Origin of the sequence: Pseudomonas sp. NUPR-001, from assembly GCF_052147955.1 — a bacterium.
Classification (GTDB): Bacteria; Pseudomonadota; Gammaproteobacteria; order Pseudomonadales; family Pseudomonadaceae; genus Aquipseudomonas.
Genome location: NZ_CP197353.1, coordinates 273,537 through 292,577, shown reverse-complemented (window position 1 = coordinate 292,577; position 19,041 = coordinate 273,537). Strand labels below are relative to the sequence as shown.

The following is a 19,041-nucleotide window of genomic DNA, read 5'->3' as shown; positions in this document are numbered from 1 at the left end:
CTGGCGCATTTACGATGATCAAGATTCCACCACTTCCCCGTCGCCCGCGATGGCGCAGCCTGGCCTTGCTGGCCGTGTGTCTGGCGCCGTTGCTCTGGCCGTTGCAGCACCTGGCCAAACACTACTACCAGGACGAGCTGGCTGGGCAAAACCGCCAGACCCTCGACCTCTACGTGGCCAACCTGCTCGGCACCCTGCACCGCTATGAAACCCTGCCGCAGATCCTCGGCGACCTGCCGGCATTGCGGGCGGTGCTGGCTGACCCGCTGCGCCTGGAAACCCTGACCAACGCCAACCGCCTGCTCAAAGACATCGCCACCCAGACCGGCGCCGAAGTCATGTACCTGATGGACGTCAAGGGCAACACCCTGGCGGCCTCCAACTGGGACAAACAAGACAGTTTCGTTGGCCGTAACTTCACTTTCCGGCCCTACTACACCGATGCCGTGCAAGGGCGCCTGGGACGCTTTTTCGGCCAAGGCACCACATCCGCCAAACGTGGCTATTTTTTCGCTGCCGCCGTGCGCGACCGCGAGCAGATCATTGGTGTACTGGTGGTCAAGGTCGATCTCGATCACACCGAAACCTTGTGGGGCAAAACACCTGAGCAACTGCTGCTCACCGACCATAACGGCGTGGTGATTCTCACCTCACGCCCCGACTGGCGCTTCCGGGCGACCCGGCCGCTGACCGACACCGAGCGTGAAGCCATCGCCGCCATTCAGCCTTACCCAACGCAAACCCCGCAGCCCCTGAACCTGAACCAGGACGCCTGGTTGATCCAGACCCAGGCCATTGAAGAAACCGGCTGGCAAGTCAGCATCCTTGCGCCGCGCACCCTGATCGACCGCTCGGTGAACACCGTTGTCGCCATCGGCGGCGCCACCCTGTTGGTGCTCATGCTGTTGCTCGGCCTGATGATGCAGCGGCGCCGTCATTACATGGACCGCATTGATTTCGAGGCCCACGCCCGTCACGAGCTGGAAAAGCGCGTAATCGAGCGCACCGCCGACCTCGAAGGCCTCAATACCCGACTGAAAACTGAAGTGCTGGAGCGTGAGCAGGCCCAGCAAGAGCTGGTGCGCGCCCAGGACGAGCTGGTCCAGGCTGGCAAACTGTCGGTGCTGGGCACCATGTCGGCGAGCATCAGCCATGAGCTCAACCAGCCCCTGGCGGCGATCCGCAGCTATGCCGAAAACGCCGAAATCCTCCTCGACCATCAACGCACCGATGACGCCCGCAGCAACCTCAAGCTGATCAGCGAGTTGACCGGGCGCATGGCCTCGATCATTGCCCACCTGCGCGCCTTTGCCCGCCGCGACCGGCATGCCCCGGAAAGCGTGGCACTCCAGCCCGCACTGGATGACGCCCTGGCCCTGCTGGCCAAGCGCCGACGGGCGATGGCGGTGGAGCTGGTACGTGACCTGCCCGACGCCACACTGTGGGTACAGGCCGGTGAAACCCGCCTGCGTCAGGTGCTGGGCAACCTGCTGGCCAACGCCCTCGATGCCCTGACCGAAAAAGCCAACCCGCGCAGGCTCATGCTCAGTGCCGAACAGCGTGATGGCAACGTCTACCTGTACATTCGCGACAACGGCCCGGGCTTTACCAGCGAAGCACTGGCCCGGGCACGCGAACCGTTTTTCACCACCAAGACGCGTACCCAGGGTCTTGGCCTGGGCCTGGCGATCTGCGATACCTTGATGCGCGCGCTGGGCGGCGAGTTGCTGCTTGGCAATCACCCTGAAGGTGGCGCCCTGCTCACCCTGCAACTGCGCGTGGCCACCCCTGGCGCCAACCTGCAAACCTCAGAGGACCCATCGGCATGACCACCGAGCCGCCCATCGACAGCCGCATTCAGGTGATCCTGGTCGACGACGATCCGCACCTGCGCCAGGCCTTGAGTCAGACCCTCGACCTTGCCGGCCTTAAAGTCCTGTCGTTGAGCGATGCGCAGCATCTGGCCTCGCGTATCGAAGCTGACTGGCCGGGTGTGCTGGTCAGCGATATCCGCATGCCCGGCATCGACGGCATGGAACTGCTGCAACAGGTGCATGCCCAAGACCCTGATTTGCCAGTGCTGCTGATTACCGGCCACGGGGATGTACCGCTGGCGGTACAAGCCATGCGCGCCGGTGCCTACGACTTTCTCGAAAAGCCGTTTGCCAGCGATGCCCTGCTCGACAGCGTGCGCCGCGCGCTGGCCCTGCGCCGTCTGGTCCTGGAAAACCGCAGCCTGCGCCTGGCCCTGAGCGATCGCCAGCAACTCAGCACCCGCCTGGTCGGCCAGTCGCCTTCGATGACGCGGCTGCGCGAGCAAATCGGTGCCCTGGCGGCGACCCGCGCCGATGTGCTGATCCTCGGTGAGACCGGCGCCGGCAAGGAAGTGGTGGCCCGCGCCCTGCATGACTTGTCCAGCCGCCGCGATGGGCCTTTTGTCGCCATCAACGCTGGCGCCCTGGCCGAGTCGGTGGTCGAAAGCGAGCTGTTCGGCCACGAGCCCGGCGCCTTCACCGGGGCGCAAAAGCGCCGGATCGGCAAATTCGAGTTCGCCAACGGCGGCACCCTGTTTCTCGACGAAATCGAAAGCATGAGCCTGGATGTTCAGGTCAAGCTGTTGCGCTTGCTGCAAGAGCGAGTGGTTGAGCGCCTGGGCGGCAACCAGCAGATCCCGCTGGATATCCGCATCATCGCTGCCACTAAAGAAGACCTGCGCCAATCCGCTGACCAGGGGCGCTTTCGCGCCGACTTGTACTATCGCCTGAACGTTGCGCCGCTGCGTATCCCACCGCTGCGCGAACGCGGTGATGACATCCTGGTGTTGTTCCAGCACTTCGCCGATGCCGCGAGCCAGCGCCACGGTCTGCCTGCTCATACCTTGCAGCCAACCCAGCGTGGGCTGCTACTGCGCCACAATTGGCCCGGCAATGTGCGTGAGCTGCAAAATGCCGCCGAACGCTTCGCCCTGGGGCTGGAACTGGCTCTTGATGGCCAGGCCCCGGAGCAACCCCACGAGCAACCGGCGTTGGCTACGGGCGGCAACCTCAGTGATCAGGTCGAGCAGTTCGAGCGCTCGCTGATTGCCGCCGAACTGAGCCAACCGCACAGCTCCATGCGCAGCCTGGCCGAAGCGCTGGGCATTCCGCGCAAGACCCTGCACGACAAACTGCGCAAACATGGCTTGAGCTTCGCCGACAGCAACGCCAGCCCTGACGAAACAGAGGACAACCGCCCATGACCACGGACAGCCACTACCTGCAATCAGTGCTGCACAGCGACATTCCGCTGACCCGCGAGATGGGCATGGAAGTGCTCGACTGGCACAACCAGCAACTGCGCCTGCAATTGCCGCTGGCGCCCAACGTCAATCACAAGAGCACCATGTTCGGCGGCAGTCTGTACTGTGCCAGCGTGCTGGTGGGCTGGGGCTGGCTGCACTTGCGCCTGCGCGAAGCGGGGATCGACGATGGCCATATCGTCATTCAGGAAGGCCAGATCAGCTACCCGTTGCCGGTCACCGGCGCCGCCATCGCCGTGTGCGAAGCGCCGGAAGCGAAAGTCTGGGAACGCTTCATTGCCACCTACCAGCGCCGCGGCCGCGCACGCCTGACCCTGAACACCCGTGTGTGCAATGCCGGCAGTGACGAGGCCGCAGTGCAATTCAGCGGCCAGTACGTGCTACATCGTTGAAGCCAGTTGCAGCAACCGCTCGCGCCACGCGGCGGCGGCCGGGATGGCCAGGAAGTAAGGGTTGAGCAACGACTCGCGTGGTGGGTAAGTAAAAGCCTGGCCGTCGAGGCCGAGCACTTCGCCCCCCGCGCCTTCCAGCACGCCCTGGGCCGCTGCGGTATCCCACTGCGAGGTCGGCGCCAGGCGCGGATAGCAATCGGCCGCCCCTTCGGCCAACAAGCAAAACTTCAACGAACTGCCGATATTGGCCAGTTTCAGCTCACCTACCGCGCTGCTCAAGCCGGCCAGCAGGGCGTCCTGTTGCGGGCTTGAATGACGGCGGCTGGCGACCACAGTGAACGCCTCCCCCGGCGCTGGCGCTTGGCGCACGTTAATGGCGTGCGGCGCAGCGTTGGTCTCGGCGCACCAGGCACCCAGCCCCTGACCGCCGTAATAGCAGCGACCATTGGTGGGAATCGCCACCACGCCAAACACCACCCGGCCACGCTCGATCAGGGCAATATTGACGGTGAACTCTTCAGTCCCGGCAATGAACTCCTTGGTGCCGTCGAGCGGGTCAACCAGCCACCAGCGCTGCCACTGCTGACGTTCACTCAAGGCAATATTGCAGTCTTCTTCCGACAGTACCGGGATCTCTGGTGCCAGGGCTTGCAAGCCTTTGGCAATCACCGCATGGGCAGCCAGGTCGGCAGCGGTCACCGGCGACTCATCGGCTTTGGTCGTCACTGCGACATCAGCGCGCCAGAACGGCAGAATGGCGTTGCCCGCCTGACGTGCCAGCTCGACCACCTGCTGCATCAGTTGCAGATCATTCATGCGCTGAACGCCCCGCGTTGCGTCAGCAGGTCACGCACCAGGTACAGTGCTGCCAGCGCGCGGCCTTCGGAAAACTGCGGGTGCTGCGCCAATGCCGACAATTCACGCAGGTTGATCTTGTCGACGCGCATCGGCTCCGGCTCATCGCCTTCAAGGCGCTCTTCGTACAAGTCGGTGGCCAGCACTACCTGAATCTTCTGGCTCATGTAGCCAGGCGACAGCGACAGCTCGGTCAGATGCTCAAGCTGGCGGGCACCAAAGCCGGCCTCTTCCTTGAGCTCGCGGTCTGCCGCTGCCAGCACGTCTTCACCCGGCTCGATCAAGCCCTTGGGCAACGACAACTCGTACTCGTCGGTACCGCCACAGTACTCTTCCACCAGCACTGCATGCTCGGCATCGAGCATGGCCACCACCATCACCGCACCATAGCCGTTGCCGCGTCCCACCAAGCGCTCGTAGGTACGCTCGTTGCCATTGGCAAAGCGCAATTGCACAGCTTCGACCCGAAACAAACGGCTGCTGGCGACAATCTCGCGGGAGAGGACGGTAGGTTTCTGGCGCATGGGGAGGCTCCTGGGCGTGAACGGGTTACTATACCGTGGCTTGCCCGGCCACTGCTGCCCTGACTGTCCGAGAATTTCATATGCCTGTTTTAGCCTGGTCCACCATCGACACCGTACTGCTGGATATGGACGGCACCTTGCTGGACCTGCACTTCGACAATCACTTCTGGCTCGAACACCTGCCGCAGCGCTATGCCGACCTGCACGGCATCAGCCTGGCGATGGCCCAGCTGGAAATGGAGCCGTTGTTCGAACGCCACGCCGGCTCGCTGAACTGGTACTGCCTGGATTTCTGGAGCCGTGAGCTGAACCTTCCAGTGCGTGAGCTGAAACTGGAAATTGCACACCTGATTGCCTTGCGTCCGGACGCCGACACCTTTCTGCAGGCGATCAAACAGGCCGGCAAGCGGGTAATCCTGATCACCAACGCCCACCGTGACTCGTTGTCGCTCAAGCTGGAAAAGGTCGAGCTTGCCCCCTACTTCGAGCGCCTGATCAGCTCTCATGACTACGGTTATCCCAAGGAAAACCCGCAGTTCTGGGAAGCGTTGCAGGCCGATATCGGCTTTACGCCAGCGCGCAGCCTGTTTATTGATGACACCTTGTCGATTTTGCGCAGCGCCGGCCGCTTCGGCGTGGCACACCTGCTTGCGGTGCGCCAGCCGGACAGCCGCAAAGGGCCGCGTGATACCGAAGAATTCGCCGCCGTAGAAGACTACCGAACCCTCCTCGAAGGCCTGTAGGAGCGGGCTTGCCCCGCGAAGCGATGTAACAGACAAACCGCTATCGCGGGTCAAGCCCGCTCCTACCGCGCTGGATCTGTGGGAGCGAGCTTGCCCCGCGAAGCGATGTGACAGACAAACCGCCATCGCGGGTCAAGCCCGCTCCTACCGCGCTGGATCTGTGGGAGCGGGCTTGCCCCGCGAAGCGATGTGACAGACGAACCGCTATCGCGGGTCAAGCCCGCTCCTACCGCGCTGGATCTGTGGGAGCGGGCTTGTCCCGCGAAGCGATGTGATAGACGGACGGTTACTCTGGAATGCGCAGAGTCTGCCCAGGGTAGATCTTGTCGGGATGCTTGAGCATCGGTTTGTTGGCCTCGAAGATCTTGTTGTACAGATTGGCATTGCCATACACCGTCAGCGAAATAGCGCTAAGAGTGTCGCCCTTTTGCACCACAACGAAGCGGGCAGCAGCCACGGCCGGCCCGGTAACAGTGATCTGGTCATCGACTGACGCAACACCAGCAATGTTGCCCAACGCCAGGAGAATCTTCTCCTTCTCTTCCTGACTGGCCACTTCACCGGTGACGACTACCTTGTCGCCATCGACCGTCGCCTTGATGTTCGGATTACCGAGGCCAACTGCTTCGACGTGCTTTTGCAATTGCTCACTGGCATTGGCGTTCCCAGGGGTCAGCAGGTCGATGATTTTCTCACCGGCCTCTTTGATGAAGCTCAAAATGCTCATACCGCTCTCCTTGGTGATGAATCCCGGAGCAAGCAGTCTAGGACAGGTTAGAATGCTTCGCCTGCTTTACGCCAAGGAGCGACGATGGACATCAAACAACTGAAATTCCTCATCGCACTGGATGAAACCCGTCATTTCGGCCAGGCGGCGGCCCGCTGTCACGTGACCCAACCCACTCTGTCGATGCGCCTGCGCAACCTGGAGCAGGAGCTGGACCTGGCCCTGGTCAACCGTGGTCAGCGTTTCGAAGGCTTCACCGCCCAGGGTGAGCGGGTACTGGCCTGGGCTCGCACGGTAATTGCCGCTTACGATGGCCTGCACGCCGAAGCCGCCGCCTGTCGCGGGCATCTGGTCGGCAACCTGCGCCTGGGGGTGGTGCCGCTGTCGAGCTTCGACCCGCTGCCGCTGTTGCAACGCCTGCACCAGCAGCACCCGGACCTGAATTTCGAACTCAGCGCATTAAGCTCCGAGCAAATCCTCGAGCAACTGACCAGCAACCGCCTGGACCTGGGCGTTTCTTACCTGGATCGCCTGGACCACGAACGCTTTTTGTCCTTGCCCTTGGGTGAAACCCGCATGGGGCTGTTGTATGACCCAGATCATTTTGCCTTCGCGCCACAGCCCTTAAGCTGGCAGGCACTGGCTGAACTGCCGTTGGGTCTGCTGACCGCAGGCATGCACTTTCGCCAGTCGATTGACCACAACTTCCACAGCCGTGGGCTGGCGCCCCGATTGCTGCTGCAGACCGATGCCGTCCATCAGTTGGTGCAGGCCGTCGGTGGCGGGTTGTGTTGCGCGATCATGCCGCTGGCGGCGGGCCTTGAAGTCCTCACCGAGCGGCTGCGCCTGCAACCGATCGAACAGGCCAGCACCCTCGCACCGCTGGGCCTGATCATGCGGCGTACCGCGCCACGCTCGGCGCTGGCCGAAGCCTGTCTGGCCGAGTTTCAGGCCATGCAAAGCCGTGCCTGATCGACGGGCTCTATCACGGCATCAGCATTAGCGATTAGACGATACCCGAGCGCAAGCCTAGGCTTAAACCAGACCAGCCGCCGGTATCTCTGATGAGCACAACACCTCCGGCCTGCGCGGCGTCCGCTCCCCTGACTGCGCCCGCGGCCAGCAATACCTATGACTACAGCCACCTGACCGACAACAGCCCGGCCAGCACACCGTTGGCCGAAGAAGTTGCCCTGGGCATTGCCTACAACGGCATCAACCAGGCGGTCATGCTGGTCAGCCCCACCGACCTTGAAGACTTTATCGTTGGCTTCAGCCTAGGCAGCGGCATCATCAGCTCGCCAGACGAAATCTACGACCTCAAGCTCAGCGGCTGCGGATCAGCGATCAACGCTGAAGTGGAAATCGCCAGCCGCGCCTTCTGGAATCTGAAAAACCAGCGTCGGCAACTGGCCGGCACCAGTGGTTGCGGCCTGTGTGGGGTCGAGGCGTTGGAGCAAGCCCTGCCAGCACTCAAGGTGCTACCGGGTGCCCCGCTGCCGCCGGCACACTGGCTCGACGGCCTGCGCCAACGCATCGATGCCTTCCAGCCTTTGGGCCAGCACTGCGGCGCGGTGCATGCGGCGTTGTTCATGAACAACCAGGGCGAACTGCTGCTGGGCCGCGAAGACATCGGCCGCCACAACGCGCTGGACAAACTGATCGGCGCCCTGCTGCGCCAACACATCAGCCTCGAAGGCGGCCTGGCGGTTGTCACCAGCCGCTGCAGCCTGGAATTGATCCAGAAAGTCCTGCGTGCCGGCATCCAGACCCTGGTCAGCCTGTCGGCACCGACCGGCCTGGCGCTGCAGTGGGCACGCCAACACAACCTCAACCTGATCCATCTGCCTAAACACAGTGCGCCACGGGTGTTCAGCCCCGTGCTGGAGAATCGCCCGTGAGCCTGCATCATCAAGCCGACCAAAAACCCGTTCCGCGTTACAAGCCCTACCACGGTGCCGCGGGCGGCTGGGGTGCACTGCGCAGCGTGGCGCAGGCCTGGATCGGCAGTGACAACGCACTGAAGAATATCCGCGCCCTGCTCAAGACCAACCAGAACGGTGGTTTCGACTGCCCGGGCTGCGCCTGGGGTGATTCGCCGGAAAGCGGCATGGTCAAGTTCTGCGAAAACGGCGCCAAGGCGGTGAACTGGGAAGCCACCAAGCGCCGAGTCGATGCGGCGTTTTTTGCCCGCCACAGCGTCACCTCGCTGCTCAGCCAGAGTGACTACTGGCTTGAATATCAGGGCCGTCTTACCGAGCCGATGGTCTACGAGCCCAGCACCGACCGTTACCGACCCATTGACTGGAACGCCGCCTTTGCCCTGATCGCCAGCCATCTGCAGCGTCTTGAAAGCCCCGACCAGGCCGAGTTCTACACCTCGGGCCGGGCCAGCAACGAAGCGGCCTACCTGTACCAGCTGTTCGTCCGCGCCTATGGCACCAACAACTTCCCGGACTGCTCCAACATGTGCCACGAAGCCAGTGGCGTGGCCCTGGGCCAAAGTGTCGGGGTGGGTAAAGGCACGGTGACCTTTGACGACTTCGAGCACGCCGACGCGATTTTCGTCTGGGGTCAGAACCCTGGCACCAACCACCCGCGCATGCTCGAACCGCTGCGTGAAGCCGTCAAACGTGGCGCGCAGGTGGTGTGCATCAACCCTCTCAAAGAACGGGGCCTGGAGCGTTTCCAGCACCCGCAGCATCCGCTGGAGATGCTGACCAACGGCGACCGCCCGACCAACACCGCGTATTTCCGCCCGGCACTGGGTGGCGACATGGCCGTGCTGCGCGGCATGGCCAAGTTCCTCCTGCAATGGGAACGCGAGGCCCAGGCCAGCAATGCCCCGGCCATTTTCGACCATGAGTTTCTCAATCAGCACACTGACGGTGTGCTGGATTACCTGGCCGCCGTCGACAGCACCTCATGGCAGCAGATCGAATCGCAGTCCGGCCTCGACCTCGAACAGATCGAGCACGCCGCGCGGATGTACTGCAAAGCCAGGAAAGTCATCATGTGCTGGGCCATGGGAATTACCCAGCACCGCCATTCGGTGGCGACCATTCAGGAAATCGCCAACCTCATGCTGTTGCGCGGCAACCTCGGCGTGCCAGGCGCCGGATTGTGCCCGGTACGCGGCCACAGCAACGTTCAGGGCGACCGCACCATGGGCATCAACGAACGCCCGCCAGTTGCCCTACTCGACGCGCTGGAGCGCCGCTTCGGCTTCCAGGTACCACGTCACAATGGCCACAACACCGTCGAAGCGATTGGCGCCATGCTCGCCGGCCAAGCCAAGGTGTTCATCGGCCTGGGCGGCAACTTCGCCCAGGCAACCCCCGACACCGAACGCACTGCCCAGGCCCTGCGCAGCTGTGAACTGACCGTACAGATCAGCACCAAACTCAACCGCAGCCACTTGATCCACGGCAAGCAGGCGCTGATCCTGCCTTGCCTGGGCCGCACCGACATCGACCTGCAAAGCGATGGCCCACAGGCCGTTACCGTGGAAGACTCGTTCAGCATGGTGCATGCCTCCAACGGCCAACTGCAGCCATTGTCGCGGCAAATGCGCTCAGAGCCTGCGGTGATCGCCGGGATCGCCGCCGCCACGCTGGGTGCAAAACCTGTGGACTGGAACTGGCTGGTGGCTGACTACGGGCGCATCCGTGACCTGATCAGCGACACCATCCCCGGCTTCGACAACTTCAATCAGCGCCTGGCGCATCCTGGTGGCTTCTATCTGGGTAACAGCGCCGGCAAACGCCAATGGAAGACCGCCAGCGGCCGCGCCAACTTCAAAGCCAACGGCTTGCCTGACGACCTGCTGCACGAGCGCGTACGCGCCACCGGCCAGGCGCCTGACCTGATCATGCAGTCCATGCGCTCCCATGATCAGTACAACACCACCATCTACGGGCTCGATGACCGTTACCGTGGCGTCAAAGGCCAGCGCAATGTGTTGTTTGCCAATGAAGCCGACATCATCCGCCTGGGCTTCCATCCGGGGCAGAAGGCCGATATCGTCTCGTTGTGGAGCGATGGCCGCGAACGTCGGGTCAAGGGCTTCACCCTGCTGGCATTCGATATTCCGGCCGGTCAGGCGGCGGCGTATTATCCGGAGGTGAATCCGCTGGTGCCGCTGGAAAGCGTCGGTGATGGCAGCCACACCCCGACATCGAAGTTTGTCGCGATCAAACTGGAAGCCGCCAGCGACAACGCGCGCATCCTCTGACAGAATCTGCGGTTCGACACCCAATAAAAAAGGCCCTGGCAGCGATGCCGGGGCCTTGTCTCAAGTAAGCTCAGACAGCGCAAAATCAAGAAAGTTTCACAGCTAAAACAGTAACTTAGCGAATTGTGTACAAGTCGTGTTACTCGTCGGATTTGCGTTGCCAGCGCCCCTCGCCAGCCTCAGGATCGCCTCGTCATCCCTATGAGGCTCTCTTGATGAAGTACTCCTCGATTCTGTTGTTGTCTCTTGGCCTGCTCAGTGGCGTTGCCTCAGCCGGCGGCAATACCGAAGCCGGTATTGGCGGCGCGTTGGGTGGGGTACTGGGCTCAGTGGTCGGCCAATCGGTCGGCGGTAGCACTGGCGGTGCAATCGGCGCTGGCCTGGGTGGTGCAGCCGGTGGTGCCCTGGGTGCCGACAAGCGCCAACGTGGCGAAGCGGCAATCGGCGGTGCACTGGGCGCTGCTGGCGGTAACGTGGTAGGTCGCAGCGTGGGCGGCACTACCGGTAGTTACATCGGTGCAGCCGCAGGTGGTGGTGCTGGTGGTGCCTTGGGTAACTACCTGGGCAACAAGGCCGACGACGACGAACGTGACGATGCCCGTCGCTACCGTCGTGGCTACGACGACCGTCGCTACTACCACGACCGTGGTCACCACTACGGCCATCGCAAGCACAAGAAGCACTGGCGTCACCGCTAAGTGCGGTGGACTCAGCCCTGCAGGCGCAGCAATGCCGTCTGCAGGGCTGTTGGCAGTTGCGCCGGCCGCCCCGAGGCCCGCTCGATAAACACCTGCACCACCTTACCTGCGGCACAAGGCTGCTGCTCTCCCGCCTGAAACAGACCTAACTGATACTCCACCGTACTACCGGCCAGGCGCGCAACGCGCAAGCCGACCTCCAGCGTGTCAGGAAACGCCGGCAAGGCGAAAAAGTCTGCAGCTGAACTCACCACAAACCCCATCACTTCACCGTCCTGAGGGTCCAGGCCCGCGTGTTGCTGCAGGAATGCCTGAATCGTCGTGTCAAAGTAGCTGTACACCGTAGCGCCAGCGATATGGCCGTTGAGGTCGCTGTCCTGCCAGCGCGTGAGGATCGGCTGATGATGAAGAAATTGGTGACGCTGAAGAGTCTCGGACATGGATGACCTCTACACCGGGTAGGAGCGGGCTTTTGTGGGAGCGGGCTTGCCCCGCGATTCGATACAACGTCGGGCTACAATCGCGGGGCAAGCCCGCTCCCACAGGTGGTGCAAGACAGTTGCCTACAGTGCCTGATTCCACCAGAAGGCACAGCAAAAACAAAAAGCCGCCCATGAGGGCGGCTTTTTGCGTCACGCGGTCTGCAGCTTACAGCTGTGGACCAGCGGCCTTGATGGCGTCGGAAACTTCGAACTTCTTGAAGTTTTCGATGAACAGGTTGGCCAGGCCTTTGGCAGCTTCATCATAAGCCGCCGAGTCAGCCCAGGTGTTGCGTGGGTTGAGCAGAACAGTTTCAACGCCAGGAACCTGCTTCGGCACGTCCAGGTTGATGATGTCCAGGTGCTCGGTTTCAGCACCGATCAGCGCGCCGCTCTGGATGGCTGCGATCACCGCACGGGTGGTCGGAATGTTGAAGCGCTTGCCAACGCCGTAGCCACCGCCAGTCCAACCGGTGTTAACCAGGTAGACCTTGGAGTTGAAGCCCTTGATACGCTTGATCAGCAGCTCAGCGTACTCGCCAGCCGGACGCGGGAAGAACGGTGCGCCGAAGCAGGTGGAGAAGGTCGACTTGATGCCGCCGCCCGAACCCATTTCGGTGGAACCGACCAGCGCGGTGTAGCCGGACAGGAAGTGGTAGGCCGCCTGCTCGTTGTTCAGGATCGACACTGGCGGCAGTACGCCGGTCAGGTCGCAGGTCAGGAAGATGACTGCATTCGGCTCGCCGCCCAGGTTCGCTTCAGCACGTTTGGCAACGTGTTCCAGCGGGTAGGCAGCGCGGCTGTTCTGGGTCAGGCTGACATCGGTGTAGTCGGCGTGCTTGGCGTCGTCGATAACGACGTTTTCCAGCACAGCGCCATGCTTGATGGCTTTCCAGATGACCGGCTCGTTCTTCTCGGACAGGTCGATGCACTTGGCGTAGCAGCCGCCTTCCATGTTGAAGACAACGCCTTCGCCCCAACCGTGCTCGTCGTCACCGATCAGGTAACGGCTTTCGTCAGCCGACAGGGTGGTCTTGCCGGTACCGGACAGACCGAAGAACAGGGTGACATCGCCTTCTTCGCCGATGTTGGCGGCGCAGTGCATTGGCAGCACGTCGGCAGCTGGCAGCAGGAAGTTCTGCACCGAGAACATCGCCTTCTTCATTTCGCCGGCGTAACGCATTCCTGCGATCAGAACTTTCTTCTGGGCGAAGTTGAGGATCACGCAGCCATCGGAGTTGGTGCCGTCACGCTCTGGTACGCACTCGAAGTTGGCAACGTTGAGGATCTGCCACTCATCACGACCGGCCGGGTTGTACTGGCCCTGCTCCGGGTTGATGAACAGGCAACGGCCGAACAGGTTCTGCCAGGCAGTCTGGGTGGTCATTTTCACCGCCAGGTAGTGCTCGGCGGCTGCACCTACGTGGACGTAGGAAACGAAGTGCTCTTGCGCGTTGTTGAACGCTTCGACGCGGTCCCACAAGGCATCGAACTTGTCGGCCGGGAACTTGCGGTTGATCGGGCCCCAGGCGATGGCGTCCTGCGTGGACGGCTCTTCGACGATGAAACGGTCAACCGGCGAACGACCGGTGCGATGACCCGTTTTCACAACCAGTGCGCCAGTATCGGCCAGCTCGCCTTCACCGCGGTTCAGCGCTTCTTTTACCAGCTCATCGACGCTCAGGTCGGTGTACACGGTGTTGTTGGCTTGCGTCATGAGATTCCCCATCCGGCCTGAGGCCGAGTGCTCCAAACGTTTTGTAGTAGAGCTTTGAAAACTACTACAGCGAAAAAAGTGGCCGGATTATGCCAGAAACGCCCAAAAAAAGTAGAGCCCTCCTGTCAGAACGGCGATTTTCCGGCGTTAGACAGGAGATTTACCTGTGATGAAACGTTTTAGTGCCGAGTATCTGACGGCGCGTCTACACCGCCACCGGCGAACAATTGCTCAATATCGGCGGCATCGAACTGATAGCTTTGGTTGCAGAACTGGCAATCGACCTCGATCTTGCCGCCATGTTCATTGACCAGCGCCAGCGCATCATGTTCACCGAGGCTGATCAACGCATTGCCAGAGCGCTCGCGCGAGCAGCTGCAACGGAAGTGCAGCGGCAAGATATCGAACAGACGCACGGCGTCTTCGTGATACAGGCGATGCAGCATGGTTTCGTTGTCCAGGCCCAGCAGTTCTTCGGCTTTCACCGTGTTGGCCAAGGCTTTGACGTGGTTCCAGCTCTCTTCACGCTCTTCGATGTCTTTCTGGCGATCGGCAGGCAGCTGTTGCACCAGCAGGCCGCGGGCGCGCTGACCATCGGCGGCGAGGGAAATACAGGTGTTGACCTGCTGGGACATGACGAAATAGTTGGTAAAGCACTCCGACAAGTCCTTGCCGTCCAGCTCCACCGTGCCCTGGTAACGCTGACCGTTGACCGGAGTGATGGTCAGCACCAGATGTCCGCCAGGCATCAAGTCGGCCAGGGTGGCGTCGTCCTTGATCTGCTCGGCCTCATAGCGCGCCAGGCCGCGAATCTCCTGCTCGCTGGTGCATTCGATGGCCAGCAGGGGCACCGGGCCACTCGACTGCGCCTGAAGGATCAACAGACCATCGAATTTCAGCGTGCCGACCAGCAGCGCGGCGGCCGCCATCAGCTCACCGAGCAGCTGCGCAACGGGTTGCGGGTAAGGATGCTTGGCCAGCACCTCGGCGTAGCTACGCTCCAGCACGACCATTTCACCGCGTACATCGCGGTCGTCGAAGAGGAAGCGTTGGGTGTAATCGGTATCCGGCAATTCAGACATGGGTTCGGGTTTTCACATAAATGAGTTAATGGCACCTAGTTTATCAGTGCGCCCCGCGCCCGTTAACCGGCGCTGTCATGAAGCTGGTGGAGCTGACGCCGCTGTTTCTTGGTTGGCCGACCGTCGGTACTGATGCCCAGCGCCCCGGCCTTGCGCATGGCGGCGGCCTGCTCTCGGCGGGCGATGCTTTCGGCGGTTTCCTCGTACAGCGTCTGGGCTTCGGGCGCACCTTTGCGCACCACCGAAAGCGCCTTGACCACCACCGTGCGCTCATCAAAGCCGGTGCGCAAGACGAATTCGTCGCCCAGTCGTGGCTCCTTGCCCGGCTTGCAACGCTCGCCCCGGCAATGCACCTTTCCACTTTCAATGGCGGCCTTGGCCAGCGCCCGGGTCTTGTAGAAGCGTGCTGCCCACAGCCATTTGTCCAGACGAACCTTGTCGTCCTCTTCCGGCTTTTGTGCCATGACATTTCCCCGCATTTTTTCGTTCACCGAACTGTACTACCGTATCTGGCGGATGCAAAAAATCTGCGGCGTGCTTACAGTTCACCGACCTGTCGCGCACGCCGTTTCTGGCCTTGCGACTTTTTACGCTGGTTGAGCAATTTGAAGACATTTGACCATTTGACTGTGATCGGCCTGCGCGAGTGGGTGGCCTTGCCCGACCTTGGCGTGGCGGGCCTGCGCGCCAAGATCGACACCGGCGCCAGCACCTCCAGCCTGCATGCCACCGAGGTCGAGACCTTCGAACGCAATGGCCAGCCGTGGGTGCGCTTCAACGCGCACCTGGGCTCGGTCGTGCAACTGCGTCACCGCCGCTGCGAAGCGCCGCTGGTGACCATGAAAACCATCAAGAGCTCCAATGGCCAGGCGCAGGTGCGCTACGTGATCCGCACGCCACTGGCCCTGGGAGACCGGGTCTGGGAAGTGGAATTCACCCTGGCCTGCCGAAAAGCCATGCGCTATCGCCTGCTGCTCGGCTCCAAAGCCCTGATCCATGGCCAGTTGGTGGTCAACCCGGGCCTTAAATACGTACAAGACAAACCGGCATTCCCGGCCACTATTTCTCCCTCCACAGGTGTTGCATGAAGATCGCTGTGCTGTCGCGGAACCCGCGTCTGTATTCCACTCGTCGTCTGGTTGAGGCCGGTACTGCACGAGGCCATGAAATGGTGGTGATCGATACCCTGCGCGCCTACATGAACATCGCCAGCCACAAGCCGCAGATCCACTACCGCGGCAAACCCCTTGAGGGTTTCGATGCGGTAATCCCGCGCATCGGCGCCTCGGTGACCTTCTATGGCTGCGCGGTACTGCGCCAGTTCGAGATGATGGGGGTGTTCCCGCTGAACGAATCGGTGGCCATCGCCCGCTCGCGGGACAAACTGCGCTCGCTGCAACTGCTGTCGCGCCGTGGTATCGGCCTGCCGGTTACCGGCTTTGCGCACTCACCCGACGACATTCCCGACCTGATCCAAATGGTCAACGGTGCGCCACTGGTGATCAAAGTGCTCGAAGGCACCCAAGGCATTGGCGTGGTCTTGTGTGAAACCACCAAGGCGGCCGAGTCGGTGATCGAAGCGTTCATGGGCCTGAAACAGAACATCATGGTTCAGGAATACATCAAGGAAGCCGGTGGTGCCGATATCCGCTGCTTCGTGGTCGGTGACAAGGTGATTGCCTCGATGAAGCGCCAGGCCAAACCCGGCGAGTTCCGCTCCAACCTGCACCGCGGTGGCAGCGCCAGCCTGATCAAAATCACCCCCGAAGAACGCATGACCGCCATTCGCGCGGCCAAGGTCATGGGTTTGAGCGTGGCGGGTGTGGATATCCTGCGCTCCAACCATGGCCCACTGGTGATGGAGGTGAACTCGTCACCTGGTCTGGAAGGCATCGAAGTCACCACCGGCAAGGACGTTGCCGGGATGATCATCGAACACCTGGAGAAGAACGGCGGGCCGAACCTGACCCGCACCAAAGGCAAAGGCTAGTAGGAGCGGGCTTGCCCCGCGATTGCGATTTGTCAGTTACACCGCATCGCGGGGTAGCAGCAGGCCCAGTGGCAGCCGCACACGGGCTTCAAGCCCACCGCCAGAGCGGTTGCGCAGTTCGACATTACCGCCATGCTGGGCGGCGATACGCTTGACGATCGCCAGCCCCAGCCCGGTACCTTTGCCACTGCGGGCGCGATCACCGCGAATGAACGGGTTGAAGATCCCTTCCAGCTCGTTCGGGTCGATGCCTGCACCGCGGTCCAGCACGCTCAGCACCACATAAGGCGCACTGCTGTCGCCAGACACATAGGCTGCCACTTCAACCCCTTTACCGGCGTGGTACAGGGCGTTGCCGATCAGGTTGTTGAGCAAACGCTTGAGCGACACCCGGCGCAGCGGGAAAGGCGGAATCGGCTCAAGACACAGGCGTACCCGCTCTTCTGGCTGATTGAAGGGGGCTACCACCTCGCGCACCAGGTCGCTCAGGTCGACCTCTTCCACCGGCTCGTCACGCCCGTCACGAATGAAGGCGAGGAACTGATCGAGAATGGCGTCCATGTCTTCGATGTCACGCACCATGTCGTCGGTCAGATCGTTTTCGTTGGCCAGCAACGACAGCGACAGGCGCAAGCGGGTCAAGGGGGTTCGCAGGTCGTGGGACACGCCAGCCAGCATCAGCTCACGCTCGCGCCCGGCCTGCTCGACATCTTCGGCCATCTGGTTGAAGGCGCGGTACACCTCGGTCATCTCGCTGGGTGTATCACTGACCGGCAACCTGACGCTACGCCCCTGACCCAGTTGCCGGGCAGCAAATACCAGGCGTTTGAGGGGCTGGTTGAGCTGACGGACAAAAATCCACGCCGAGGCCGTGGACAACAGGCCAATCGCCAGGAACCAGCCGAGGACGCTCCAGATTTTCTGACCACGCAACGGGTGCGGATACAGCGGCACCTTCAACCAGCCAGCGCCCAGGCTCGGTGCCCGCACCCAAAGGGCCGGTGGCGCATGGATGCGCAGGCGCACTTCGGTGTCGGCACCCAGTTCGGCCTGCATCTGACGTTGATAGATTTCACTGTAGGGCCAATGCTGTTCGCCTTCAGGCACACCGGAGCCAACCACCCGGATCAACCCTGCCGCTTCGGCGATCTTCTCGCGGTTGGATTCGTCCGCCGCCCAATAGGCGCGCAACGTCAGGGCCACCCCGTGGCTGTACTGGCGATCGACCAACACGTCTTCGTTCATCAGCAGGTAAACCAAGGTCAACGCCTTGGAAAACAGCACGACGATCAGCACCAACCAGAGGGTGCGGGCGAAGAAGCTTTGCGGGAACCACAAGGGCGTTTTCATCGACAACGGCTACACACTTTGCAGGCACGAGCATGGCTCGCAGGCTTTGCGGACCCACCACAGGCAAAAACAGGGCACCCCGAAGGATCGCCCTGCTGGCTGTGACTGGCTCCTACAATCGAAACATCACTTAGCGGCGTTGCCATCCGGTACAAAAACGTAGCCAACACCCCAGACCGTCTGGATATAACGTGGCTTCGAAGGATCAGGCTCGATCATCCGGCGCAGACGGGAAATCTGCACGTCGATGGAACGCTCCAGCGCATCCCACTCACGGCCGCGAGCCAGGTTCATCAGTTTGTCACGCGTCAGCGGCTCACGGGCGTGCATGACCAGCGCCTTGAGTACGGCGAACTCACCGGTGGTGAGCATGTGCACTTCTTCGCCACGCTTCAGTTCACGGGTTGCCAGCGACAGCTCGTAGTCACCGAAGGTGACGGTTTCGTCTTCGCTGCCTGGCGCGCCGGGTACGGCAGGGGCCTGGCGACGCAGCACGGCCTTGACCCGGGCCATCAGCTCGTCGGGGTTGAACGGTTTGGCCAGGTAATCGTCTGCACCCAGCTCCAGCCCCTTGATACGGCTCAGCTCGTCGCCCTTGGCGGTAAGCATGATGATCGGGATCTGGTTGTTCGCGGCGCGCAGGCGGCGGCAGGCGGTCAGGCCGTCTTCGCCGGGCAGCATCAGGTCGAGCACCACCAGGTTGAATACTTCGCGAGCCAGCAGGCGGTCCATTTGCTCGGTATTGGGGACTGCACGGGCGCGGTAGCCCTTGCTGGTGAAGAAACGTTCCAGCAGGCTGCTCAAGCCCGGGTCGTCATCGACGATGAGAATTTTTTCGCCTTCAGCGGTTTGTGCAGTGCTGCTCATGAATTACTCCTCTAATCTCGGCACGCATTATGGCTTAGCCGCCATTGGCCGTGCCGTGTGCATTGTTAGCAGATTTTTCCCGCTG

At 61.9% G+C, this 19,041-nt stretch carries 19 protein-coding genes; 10 read left to right on the top strand and 9 right to left on the bottom strand.

Translation table 11 applies throughout. The features are described from left to right. Positions 1 to 14 precede the first annotated feature (14 nt). Genes ACP6KB_RS01290 through ACP6KB_RS01280 form a run of 3 tightly spaced genes read left to right on the top strand, consistent with a single transcriptional unit; the run spans position 15 to position 3,690 of the window. A complete protein-coding gene (locus ACP6KB_RS01290; protein ID WP_442111517.1) occupies positions 15 to 1,829 on the top strand; it encodes a sensor histidine kinase in 1,815 nt (604 codons plus the stop codon). Next, complete coding sequence (locus ACP6KB_RS01285; RefSeq protein WP_442111515.1) at positions 1,826 to 3,238, top strand: sigma-54-dependent transcriptional regulator; 1,413 nt, start codon at positions 1,826 to 1,828, stop codon at positions 3,236 to 3,238. The genes ACP6KB_RS01290 and ACP6KB_RS01285 overlap by 4 nt, the downstream gene beginning before the upstream one ends. Continuing rightward, positions 3,235 to 3,690, top strand: a complete 456-nt coding sequence (locus ACP6KB_RS01280; RefSeq protein WP_442111513.1) for a YiiD C-terminal domain-containing protein — start codon at positions 3,235 to 3,237, stop codon at positions 3,688 to 3,690. Before ACP6KB_RS01285 ends, ACP6KB_RS01280 begins: the two co-directional genes overlap by 4 nt. Here ACP6KB_RS01280 and cysQ read toward each other — a convergent pair. Beyond that, complete coding sequence (gene cysQ, locus ACP6KB_RS01275) at positions 3,679 to 4,506, bottom strand: 3'(2'),5'-bisphosphate nucleotidase CysQ (RefSeq protein ID WP_442111512.1); 828 nt, start codon at positions 4,504 to 4,506, stop codon at positions 3,679 to 3,681. The two genes, ACP6KB_RS01280 and cysQ, sit on opposite strands and share 12 nt — an antisense overlap. Further along, positions 4,503 to 5,069, bottom strand: a complete 567-nt coding sequence (gene nudE, locus ACP6KB_RS01270; protein ID WP_133216452.1) for an ADP compounds hydrolase NudE — start codon at positions 5,067 to 5,069, stop codon at positions 4,503 to 4,505. The genes cysQ and nudE overlap by 4 nt, the downstream gene beginning before the upstream one ends. 80 nt (positions 5,070 to 5,149) lie before the next feature. On the opposite strand from nudE, the gene yrfG reads away from it, so the two are divergent. Continuing rightward, positions 5,150 to 5,812: a GMP/IMP nucleotidase gene (gene yrfG, locus ACP6KB_RS01265; protein WP_442111510.1), complete on the top strand. Its 663-nt coding sequence runs from the start codon at positions 5,150 to 5,152 to the stop codon at positions 5,810 to 5,812. Positions 5,813 to 6,098: 286 nt separating this feature from the next. On the opposite strand, the gene lysM is transcribed toward yrfG, so the two are convergent. Further along, complete coding sequence (lysM, locus tag ACP6KB_RS01260) at positions 6,099 to 6,539, bottom strand: peptidoglycan-binding protein LysM (RefSeq protein ID WP_442111508.1); 441 nt, start codon at positions 6,537 to 6,539, stop codon at positions 6,099 to 6,101. 84 nt (positions 6,540 to 6,623) lie between these two features. Here lysM and ACP6KB_RS01255 point away from each other — a divergent pair, with 84 nt between their 5' ends. The 4 genes from ACP6KB_RS01255 to ACP6KB_RS01240 all read left to right on the top strand — a co-directional run bounded on the left by ACP6KB_RS01255 (position 6,624) and on the right by ACP6KB_RS01240 (position 11,471). Next, on the top strand, positions 6,624 to 7,511 hold the full coding sequence (locus tag ACP6KB_RS01255) for a LysR family transcriptional regulator (RefSeq protein ID WP_442111506.1): 888 nt from the start codon (positions 6,624 to 6,626) through the stop codon (positions 7,509 to 7,511). A gap of 92 nt (positions 7,512 to 7,603) precedes the next feature. Then, positions 7,604 to 8,440 (top strand): formate dehydrogenase accessory sulfurtransferase FdhD, encoded by an 837-nt coding sequence (gene fdhD, locus ACP6KB_RS01250; protein WP_442111504.1) that lies wholly within the window; start codon positions 7,604 to 7,606, stop codon positions 8,438 to 8,440. Beyond that, positions 8,437 to 10,773: an FdhF/YdeP family oxidoreductase gene (locus ACP6KB_RS01245; RefSeq protein ID WP_442111502.1), complete on the top strand. Its 2,337-nt coding sequence runs from the start codon at positions 8,437 to 8,439 to the stop codon at positions 10,771 to 10,773. Before fdhD ends, ACP6KB_RS01245 begins: the two co-directional genes overlap by 4 nt. 212 nt (positions 10,774 to 10,985) lie before the next feature. Continuing rightward, positions 10,986 to 11,471 carry a glycine zipper domain-containing protein gene (locus ACP6KB_RS01240; RefSeq protein WP_442111500.1) on the top strand — a complete coding sequence of 162 codons (486 nt, stop codon included), beginning with the start codon at positions 10,986 to 10,988 and terminating at the stop codon, positions 11,469 to 11,471. 11 nt (positions 11,472 to 11,482) lie between these two features. Here ACP6KB_RS01240 and ACP6KB_RS01235 read toward each other — a convergent pair whose 3' ends face one another. From ACP6KB_RS01235 to ACP6KB_RS01220, 4 genes are all read right to left on the bottom strand, one after another. Further along, positions 11,483 to 11,911 carry an acyl-CoA thioesterase gene (locus ACP6KB_RS01235; protein WP_442111498.1) on the bottom strand — a complete coding sequence of 143 codons (429 nt, stop codon included), beginning with the start codon at positions 11,909 to 11,911 and terminating at the stop codon, positions 11,483 to 11,485. 208 nt (positions 11,912 to 12,119) lie between these two features. Further along, positions 12,120 to 13,667, bottom strand: a complete 1,548-nt coding sequence (locus ACP6KB_RS01230) for a phosphoenolpyruvate carboxykinase (protein WP_442111496.1) — start codon at positions 13,665 to 13,667, stop codon at positions 12,120 to 12,122. Between the two features lie 179 nt (positions 13,668 to 13,846). Continuing rightward, on the bottom strand, positions 13,847 to 14,749 hold the full coding sequence (gene hslO / locus ACP6KB_RS01225; protein ID WP_442111494.1) for an Hsp33 family molecular chaperone HslO: 903 nt from the start codon (positions 14,747 to 14,749) through the stop codon (positions 13,847 to 13,849). A 62-nt stretch (positions 14,750 to 14,811) separates the two neighbouring features. Continuing rightward, positions 14,812 to 15,213: an RNA-binding S4 domain-containing protein gene (locus tag ACP6KB_RS01220; RefSeq protein ID WP_442111492.1), complete on the bottom strand. Its 402-nt coding sequence runs from the start codon at positions 15,211 to 15,213 to the stop codon at positions 14,812 to 14,814. Between the two features lie 141 nt (positions 15,214 to 15,354). Here ACP6KB_RS01220 and rimB point away from each other — a divergent pair, with 141 nt between their 5' ends. Beyond that, complete coding sequence (gene rimB, locus ACP6KB_RS01215) at positions 15,355 to 15,837, top strand: retropepsin-like aspartic endopeptidase RimB (protein WP_133216441.1); 483 nt, start codon at positions 15,355 to 15,357, stop codon at positions 15,835 to 15,837. Beyond that, a complete protein-coding gene (gene rimK / locus ACP6KB_RS01210) occupies positions 15,834 to 16,739 on the top strand; it encodes a 30S ribosomal protein S6--L-glutamate ligase (protein ID WP_442111489.1) in 906 nt (301 codons plus the stop codon). The genes rimB and rimK overlap by 4 nt, the downstream gene beginning before the upstream one ends. Positions 16,740 to 16,775: 36 nt before the next feature. Here the strand turns inward: rimK and ACP6KB_RS01205 are convergent, their stop codons facing one another. Together ACP6KB_RS01205 and ompR are read right to left on the bottom strand one after the other, a co-directional pair. Next, the gene (locus ACP6KB_RS01205) at positions 16,776 to 18,089 is read right to left on the bottom strand and encodes an ATP-binding protein (protein ID WP_442111487.1); all 1,314 of its coding nucleotides are present in this window, start codon (positions 18,087 to 18,089) and stop codon (positions 16,776 to 16,778) included. Positions 18,090 to 18,215: 126 nt separating this feature from the next. Beyond that, entirely contained in the window at positions 18,216 to 18,956 is a 741-nt protein-coding gene (ompR, locus tag ACP6KB_RS01200) for an osmolarity response regulator transcription factor OmpR (protein ID WP_442111485.1), read from the bottom strand. Positions 18,957 to 19,041: the final 85 nt, after the last annotated feature.